At 71.3% G+C, this 7,966-nt stretch carries 9 protein-coding genes; all 9 read right to left on the bottom strand.

What is annotated here, in order from left to right; all coding sequences use genetic code 11:
- Positions 1-561, bottom strand: a 561-nt coding sequence (locus H5J29_RS13740) for a SidA/IucD/PvdA family monooxygenase (protein ID WP_181781339.1), incomplete at its 3' end; no start/stop codon positions are given.
- Between the two features lie 73 nt (positions 562-634).
- Positions 635-1,267, bottom strand: a complete 633-nt coding sequence (locus H5J29_RS13735; RefSeq protein ID WP_181781338.1) for a TetR/AcrR family transcriptional regulator — start codon at positions 1,265-1,267, stop codon at positions 635-637.
- Between the two features lie 15 nt (positions 1,268-1,282).
- Positions 1,283-2,434 (bottom strand): acyl-CoA dehydrogenase family protein, encoded by a 1,152-nt coding sequence (locus H5J29_RS13730; RefSeq protein WP_181781337.1) that lies wholly within the window; start codon positions 2,432-2,434, stop codon positions 1,283-1,285.
- A 12-nt stretch (positions 2,435-2,446) separates the two neighbouring features.
- The gene (locus H5J29_RS13725) at positions 2,447-3,208 is read right to left on the bottom strand and encodes a 3-hydroxyacyl-CoA dehydrogenase (protein ID WP_181781336.1); all 762 of its coding nucleotides are present in this window, start codon (positions 3,206-3,208) and stop codon (positions 2,447-2,449) included.
- Positions 3,209-3,284: 76 nt separating this feature from the next.
- A complete protein-coding gene (locus tag H5J29_RS13720) occupies positions 3,285-4,430 on the bottom strand; it encodes a thiolase family protein (RefSeq protein ID WP_181781335.1) in 1,146 nt (381 codons plus the stop codon).
- A gap of 186 nt (positions 4,431-4,616) precedes the next feature.
- Complete coding sequence (locus H5J29_RS13715; protein WP_220187388.1) at positions 4,617-5,768, bottom strand: ABC transporter substrate-binding protein; 1,152 nt, start codon at positions 5,766-5,768, stop codon at positions 4,617-4,619.
- Positions 5,765-6,493 (bottom strand): ABC transporter permease, encoded by a 729-nt coding sequence (locus H5J29_RS13710; RefSeq protein WP_220187387.1) that lies wholly within the window; start codon positions 6,491-6,493, stop codon positions 5,765-5,767. The genes H5J29_RS13715 and H5J29_RS13710 overlap by 4 nt, the downstream gene beginning before the upstream one ends.
- Before the next feature lie 125 nt (positions 6,494-6,618).
- A complete protein-coding gene (locus H5J29_RS13705; RefSeq protein ID WP_181781333.1) occupies positions 6,619-7,395 on the bottom strand; it encodes an ABC transporter ATP-binding protein in 777 nt (258 codons plus the stop codon).
- On the bottom strand, positions 7,392-7,966 hold a 575-nt coding region (locus H5J29_RS13700; protein ID WP_181781332.1), incomplete at its 5' end, for an ABC transporter permease. The genes H5J29_RS13700 and H5J29_RS13705, both read right to left, overlap by 4 nt.

Below are 7,966 nucleotides of genomic sequence, written 5' to 3'. Positions count from 1 at the left end.
GAGCGCGATCCCGCGCGGCACGTTGGGGGTGAGCCCGGTGGCCAGCACGACGTTGCGCGCCCGCACCCGGACCGGGCCGCCGTCGGCGAACCCGACGACCTCCGCGAGACCGACGGCGGACCCGGTCTCGACCGGGACCACCTCGGTGACCTCCACGCCGTAGTCGACGTGCTCGGTGAACCGGGCCGCGGCCCACTCCAGGTAGTCGTGGAACTCCAGCCGGGTCGGGAAGGCGGTGCCGTAGTTGATGAAGTCCACCAGCCTGCCCTTGTCCTTCAGGTAGGCGAGGAAGGTGAACGGGCTCTGCGGGTTCCGCAGGGTGACCAGGTCCTTGAGGAACGAGATCTGCATCGTCGCGTCCTCGAGCAGCATCCCGCGGTGCCAGCCGAAGCGCTCCTGCCGCTCGAGGAACCGGAACGTCAGCCGCTCCGCCTCGGGCACCCGTGCGTTGTGCTCGGAGAGGGCCACGGCCAGGGCGAGGTTGGAGGGCCCGAAGCCGATCCCGACGACGTCCACCTCCTCGACGGCGGGACGGGCGGCGGTCGACGGCTGCTCGCTCATCGTGTCCTCTCGTGACGGAACTGTAACTCAGGGCAGGCTAACCTCCCGAGCGCGCCACGCCAACCGGTGGTGATCAGTCCTCGACGAACAACAGCGCCCTGACCAGGGCCTTCCACTGCGGGACCAGCGGGTCGGTGCGTGGGTCGCGCGGATCGAACGTGTAGGTGAGGGATGCGCCACGCATGCTCGTGAGCAGCAGGTCCCGCAGGGTGCGAAAGCCCGGGCGGCCCGCCAGCTCGGCACCGAACATCCGGGCCATCGTGTCGCGGATCGCCGCGCCGATCGCCCGCTCGGTGGGGCGCAGCGCGGCCGCGATCTCCGGGTTGGCGCGCGAGGCCGTCCACAGCTCGACGGAGGCCCAGAAGTGCGGCTCGCCGAAGCTCTCCCACAACAGCTCGACGACGCGGTCCGCGCGTTCGCGCAGGTCGGCGGGCCGCTGCTCAGCGAACAGCCGGGCGACCCGGTCCTCGGTGTCCTGCACGCGCTTCACCGCGAGATGCCCCGCGGCGGCGACCAGGAGCAGGTCCCGGGAGGGGAAGTGGTGCAGCAGGCGGCCGCGGGACACACCGGCGGCGGCCTGGATGGTGAGGGTGGTGGCGCCGGAGTAGCCGCCCTCGACGAGGGCGGCCACCGCGGCGTCGAGGATCCGGACGCGGCTGTCGCTCGTACGCTGCGCCCGGCTCCTGGGTGTCGTTCCGGCGCTCATGGGACCGTCATGGGGTCACAGGCCGAGGGAACGGCCGATGACCTCCTTCATGATCTCGGTGGTGCCGCCGTAGATCCGGGTGATCCGGGCGTCCGCGTACGCGCGGGCGATCGGGTACTCGTTCATGTAGCCGTACCCGCCGTGCAGCTGCAGGCACCGGTCCACGACCCGGCCCTGGAGCTCGGTGCACCAGTACTTCGCCTTGCTGGCGTCGACGGCGGTGAGCTCGCCCGCGTTGAGCGCCCGGACGCAGTCGTCCACGTAGTGCCACGCGAGGTCCACCTCGGTGGCGATCTCCGCGAGCACGAACTTGGAGTTCTGGAAGGAGCCGACCGGCTGCCCGAAGGCCTTGCGCTCCTTGACGTACTCCAGCGTCCAGTTCAGCGCCGCCTCCGCCGCCGCGACCCCGGCCACGGCGATCGACAGCCGCTCCTGCGGCAGCTTGGTGACGAGCTGGGTGAACCCCAGCCCCTCCTCCTCGCCGAGCAGGTTGGCCACCGGCACGCGGACGTCGGTGAACGACAGCTCCGCGGTGTCCTGGGCGTGCTGGCCGAGCTTGTCCAGGTTGCGGCCGCGCTCGAAGCCCTCCATCCCGCGCTCGAGCACGAGCAGGGACATGCCCTTGTGCTTCTGCGTGGGATCGGTCTTCACCGCGGTGATCACCAGGTCGGAGTTGATCCCGTTGGTGATGAACGTCTTGGCCCCGTTGACCACGTAGTGGTCGCCGTCTCGACGCGCGGTGGTGGACATCGAGGCGAGGTCCGAGCCGATGCCGGGCTCGGTCATCGCGATCGCCGTGATCAGCTCGCCGGACACCACGCCGGGCAGCCAGCGCTTCTTCTGCTCGTCGTTCGCGAACGACAGGAAGTACGGCATGCAGATGTCGTTGTGCAGTGTCAGCCCGAGGCCCGCGCCGCCGTTGCCGGTGCGCATCAGCTCCTCGGTGACCACGGCGTTGAACCGGAAGTCCCTGACCCCGCCGCCGCCGTACTCCTCCGGCACGTCCATGCCGATGAAGCCGTTGGCGCCCGCCTTCGCGAAGAGCTCGCGCGGGACGATGCTCGCTGTGTTCCACGCCTCGTCGTTCGGGGCGATCTCGGTCTCCACGAACTTCCGGAACGACTCCCGGAAGGCCTCGTGGTCGGACTCGTAGAGGGTGCGCTTCATACCTGCCGCTCCTTACCGGGGGGCCATGCGGATCGCGCCGTCCAGGCGGATGACCTCACCGTTGAGCATCGGGTTGGCCACGATGTGGGCGGCGAGCAGACCGTACTCGCTGGGCTTGCCCAGCCGGGCCGGGTGCGGGACCTGCTTGCCCAGCGACTCCTTGGCCTCGTCGGGCAGGCCGCCCAGCAGCGGGGTCTCGAACAGGCCGGGGGCGATGGTGTTCACCCGGATCTGCGCGCTCGCCAGGTCGCGGGCGATCGGCAGCGTCATGCCGACCACGCCGCCCTTCGACGCCGAGTACGCCGCCTGGCCGATCTGGCCCTCGAACGCCGCGACCGACGCCGTGTTGACGATCACGCCGCGCTCGCCGTCGACCGGCTCGTTCGCGACCATGCGCTCGGCCGCCAACCGGATCACGTTGAACGTGCCGATCAGGTTGACCGTGACGACCTTGGTGAACGCGTCGAGCGGGAAGGCGCCCTGCTTGCCGACGGTCTTGTAGGCGTTGCCGATCCCGGCGCAGTTGATCGCCGCGCGCAGCGTGCCCAGCTCGGCCGCCTTGTCCAGCGCCGCGGTGACCTGGGCCTCGTCGGTGACGTCCGCGGCCACGAAGGCCGCCTTGTCGCCCAGCTTCTCGGCGATCTCGACACCCTGCGACGACGGCAGGTCGACGATCACGACCGACGCGCCCGCGTCGAGCAGCGTCTCGGCGGTGGCGAGGCCCAGGCCCGAGGCGCCGCCGGTGACGAGCGCGACCTGACCGGAGATGTCCATACGGGGTTTCCTCCTGGAGAGCAGAACGGACGGACGGCGGGGACCGGTCACCGGCCCCCGCCGGAACGAGATGGGCTCAGAGCAGCTCGAGGATGGTGGCGTTGGCCTGGCCGCCGCCCTCGCACATGGTCTGGAGGCCGTAGCGGATGCCGTTGTCCTTCATGTGGTGGACCAGGGTGGTCATGATCCGCGCGCCCGAGCCGCCGAGCGGGTGGCCCAGCGCGATCGCGCCGCCGTTCGGGTTGAGCGCCTTGACGTCCGCGCCGATGTCCGCGAGCCAGGCCAGCGGCACCGGGGCGAAGGCCTCGTTGACCTCGAAGGCACCGATCTGGTCCAGCGACAGGCCGGACTTCTTCAGCGCCTTCTGGGTGGCGGGGATCGGGGCGGTCAGCATGATCACCGGGTCGGCGCCCGCGAGGACCGCGGTGTGCACCCGGGCGATCGGGGTCAGGCCCAGCTCCGCGGCCTTCTCCGAGGTCATCATGAGCAGCGCGGCCGAGCCGTCGGAGATCTGGGAGGCGTTGCCCGCGTGGATGACGCCGTCCTCCTTGAAGACGGTCTTCAGCTTGGCCAGGCCCTCGACCGTGCCGCCGCTGCGGATGCCCTCGTCCTTGCTGACGACGGTGCCGTCCGGCAGCGTGACCGGGGCGATCTGTCCCTCGAACCGACCCTCGTTCTGCGCGACGGCGGCCTTCTCGTGGCTGCCGATCGAGAACTCGTCGAGCTGGGTGCGAGACAGCCCCCACTGCTCGGCGATCATCTCGGCGCCGACGCCCTGGTTCGGGAACACCCCGTTGTAGCGGGCGAGGAACTTCTCGCCGAAGGGGTTCTGGCCGTTGCTCGACGTGCCCATCGGCACCCGGGACATGGACTCCACGCCGCCGGCGACCACGACGTCGTACTGGCCCGCGACCAGGCCCGCCGCCGCGAAGTGCACGGACTGCTGGGACGAGCCGCACTGGCGGTCGATCGTCACACCGGTGACGGTCTCCGGGAAGCCTGCGGCGAGGGCGGCGGTCCGCCCGATGTCCATGGTCTGCTCGCCCACCTGGGACACACAGCCCCAGATGACGTCCTCGATGAGGGCGGAGTCGACACCCGCCCGCTCCACGAGCGAGCTCAGGACGTGCGCGGACAGGTCCGCCGGGTGGACTCCGGACAGACCGCCGTTCCGCTTGCCGACGGGGGTGCGTACCGCTTCGACGATGACTGCATCTCGCACGGGTCGAGCTCCTTGTCTCCGTTGCGCGTGGGTCGCCGACGGGGCCCGCACAGCGGGAGCACCGTCGCCTCTCCGCACGGTAGCAGCGAAACAGTCAGAGTTGACCGCGTTGCGGGTGTGGCGTACAGAACAATCGTTCAGATAGCCAGGTCAGGGCCGGGTGCGCGGGCACCCGGCCCTGCGCGGCTAGTTGCCTCCGGCGTTCAGGGTGACCGTCTCGGGCTGGTAGCTCGCCCCCACGACGTCCACGCCCTCGCCCTTGAGCAGCTCGAGCGCCTTGGTCACGTAGTCGTTCGTGTAGGCCTCGGCGTCGGGGTCCTGGGTGAGCACGGTCTGGCCGTCGGCGTTCACCGCGGTCCGGGCCACGCCGACCGTCTGCGCCCACGCCGCCGGGTCGATCGTGCCCGCGCCCGCGGCGGGCGAGGGCCAGATGAGCTTGTTGACCTCGTTGACCTGCCACAGCTGGTGGCTCGCGCCCAGCTTCGAGCCCGCCGCGACCACGATGTCGCGGCACGCGGCGACGTTGTCCCGGCAGTAGGCCCAGCCCTTGATCGAGGCGGCGATGAACCGGGTCGTCTGGTCCTGGTAGGCCGGGTCGGACAGCTTGTCGGTGCTCGCCCAGATCGCGTCCTGCAGCATCGCGGTGCCGTCGGCGTTCCAGTCGACGGTGGTGAAGTCGCTGGGCTGGTACAGCTGCCCGGTGGCCGGGTTGGTCGCCTCCAGGACCTGGGCGTACTCGTTGTAGGACATGGCCTGGGCCGCGTCGATCTCGCCCGAGAGCAGCGCCTGCATGTCGAACTGCTGCTGGACCAGGGTCACGTCGGCGGGCTTGAGGCCGGCCTTCGTCATGCCCGCGAACAGCTCGAACTCGTTGCCGAAGCCCCAGTTCCCGATCTTCTTGCCCGCGAACTGGGCGGGCTGGGTGATGGCCTTGTCCGCGAACGCGACCTGCCGGGTCCCGGAGCGCTGGAAGATCTGCGCGACGTCGGTGATCGCGGCGCCCTGCTCACGGGAGGCGAGGGCCTTGGGCACCCAGGCGATCGCGTAGTCCGCCTGGCCCTGGGCCAGCACGGTCTGCGGGACGATGTCGACGCCGCCCTCCTTGAAGGTGACCTCGAGCCCCTTCTCCCGGTAGAAGCCCTGGTCCGCCGCGGCGATGTAGCCCGCGAACTGGCCCTGGGTGAACCACTGGAGCTGGAGGGTGACCGGGGTCAGGCCGCCGGGGGCCGCGGAGGCGCCACCGGAGGCCTGCTCCCCGGCGGGGGTGGTCGAGCAGGCCACGAGGGCCACGGCCGCGAGCGCGCCCGCCGCGGCGAGGAGCCATCTGGGAGTTCTCACGAGCTACCTCCGGGGGGTCGGGACAGCAGGGTGCGCGTCACGAGCCGCTCGGCGAGCAGCCCGGCCAGGAAGAACAGCAGCCCCAGGACGATCGAGGCGGCGACGAAGGCCCACGCGCGGGCGTAGGCGGTGTTGGCGGCGGCGGAGGAGATCCGGCTGCCGAGCCCGTTCTGCAGCCCGCCGAAGTACTCCGCGACGATCGCGGCGATCACCGCGGCCGGGGCGGCCAGGCGCAGCCCCGTCATCACGAACGGGACGGCGCCGGGCAGCCGGACGAACCGGGTGTACTGCCGCCGGGTCGCGGCGAGGGCGACCATCAGCTCGTCGTGCACCGGGCGGACCTGGCGCAGGCCGCGCGCCGTGGACACGTACACCGGGACGACCACCACGACCATGACGACGAGCCGGCGCGGGATCTCGGTCGTGGAGCCGAACATCGTGGTGAACACGGGGGCGAGCGCCACGATCGGGATCGCGCCGGCCGCCAGGACCACCGGCGTGACCAGATCGGACACCACCCGCACACCGGCGGCGAGGACCGCCAGCAGCACGCCCAGCGCGAACCCGAGGACCAGCCCGACGAGCGCGTTGCCGCCGGTCACCGCGCCCGTGCTCAGCAGCACCGGGAACTGCGCCCCGATCTGTTCGGCGATCGCCGTCGGGGCCGGGAGCAGGAAGGACGGCAACCCGCCGACGGTGACCACGAGCTGCCAGACCACCAGCACCGCGATCCCGAACCCGACCGGCGCAAGGACGCTAGAGGTCCCCCGCCACCCCCCACGTGAGCGAACGGCACTCTCGTTCAGACCTACTGAGCGAGAGTGCCGTTCGCTCACCGGGGTCGGGCGGGTCATGCGGCCGCACCTTTGCGCAGCGCCTCACGCACGGCGGTGACGGTCTCGAAGAACGCCCCCGTCTCGCGGACGTCCTCGACCTCCTCCGGGTCGTCCGGGACCGCTCCCGGACGACGCCCGGCCACGATCTCGGTGATCCGGCCGGGGCGCGGCGACATCACCACGATCCGGTCGGAGAGCACCACGGCCTCGGGGATCGAGTGGGTCACGAACAGCACCGCGGCACCGGTCTCCCCCGCGATCCGCAGCAGCTCGGCCTGCATCCGCTCGCGGGTCATCTCGTCGAGCGCGCCGAACGGCTCGTCCATCAGCAGCAGCTTCGGGCTCGGGGCCAGGGCGCGGGCGATCGCCACGCGCTGCTGCATGCCGCCGGAGAGCTCGGCGGGCCGCGAGCCGGCGAAGTCCGAGAGCCCGACGAGCTCGAGCAGCTCCAGCGCGCGGGTGCGGCGCTCGGCCTTGCCGACCCCGTGGACCTGCAGCGGCAGCTCGACGTTCTGCACGACCGACCGCCAGTCCAGCAGCCCGGCCTGCTGGAAGGCGATTCCGTAGTCCTGGTCCAGCCGCGCCTGCCGCGCGCTCTTCCCGGTGACCTCCACGGTGCCGCCAGTGGGCTGCTCGAGATCGGCGACGACCCGCAGCAGCGTCGACTTGCCACATCCGGAGGGGCCGATCAGGGACACGAACTCGCCCTGGCCGACCGTCAGCTCGATCCCGTCGAGGGCGTGGACCGCCGCGAACCGCTTGTCGAGATCGGCGAGCACGACGGCGTTCACGAGACACTCCCCCGGTAGCGACGCAACCCCAGCTCCATCAGCCCGACCGCGCCCGCCGCGACCAGGCCGAGCACCGCGGCACCGAGGATCGCGGCGTACATCTGCGAGGGATCGCCGGTGGCCGACTGGGCGTACTCGATGATCAACCGTCCGATCCCGCCCCGGGTCCCCGTGGAGATCTCCGCGACGATCGCGCCGACCACCGCGGCGGCCGCGGCCAGCCGCACGGCCGGGACCAGGTGCGGGACCGACGCGGGCAGCCGCAGCCGGAGCAGCGTGGTCCACCAGCCCGCCGCGAGCGAGTGGAACATCTCGACGTCCGCCTTCCGGGGCGAGGTGAGCCCGCGCAGCATCCCGACCGAGATCGGGAAGAAGGCCAGGTAGGAGCTGATCACCATCACGCTCGCCCACGGCTGCCAGGCCCACCCGGCGATCGCGATCCTGCCGCCCCAGCCCGCGACCAGCGGCGCGATCGCGATCAGCGGGACCGTCTGCGAGGCGACCACATAGGGCAGCACGGCCTTCTCCGCCAGGGCGAACCGCTGCATGAGCAGGGCGAGCAGCACCCCGG

Origin of the sequence: Pseudonocardia pini (assembly GCF_013870575.1) — a bacterium.
Lineage (GTDB): Bacteria > Actinomycetota > Actinomycetes > Mycobacteriales > Pseudonocardiaceae > Pseudonocardia > Pseudonocardia pini.
This window is presented reverse-complemented; position numbering and strand designations above follow the sequence as displayed.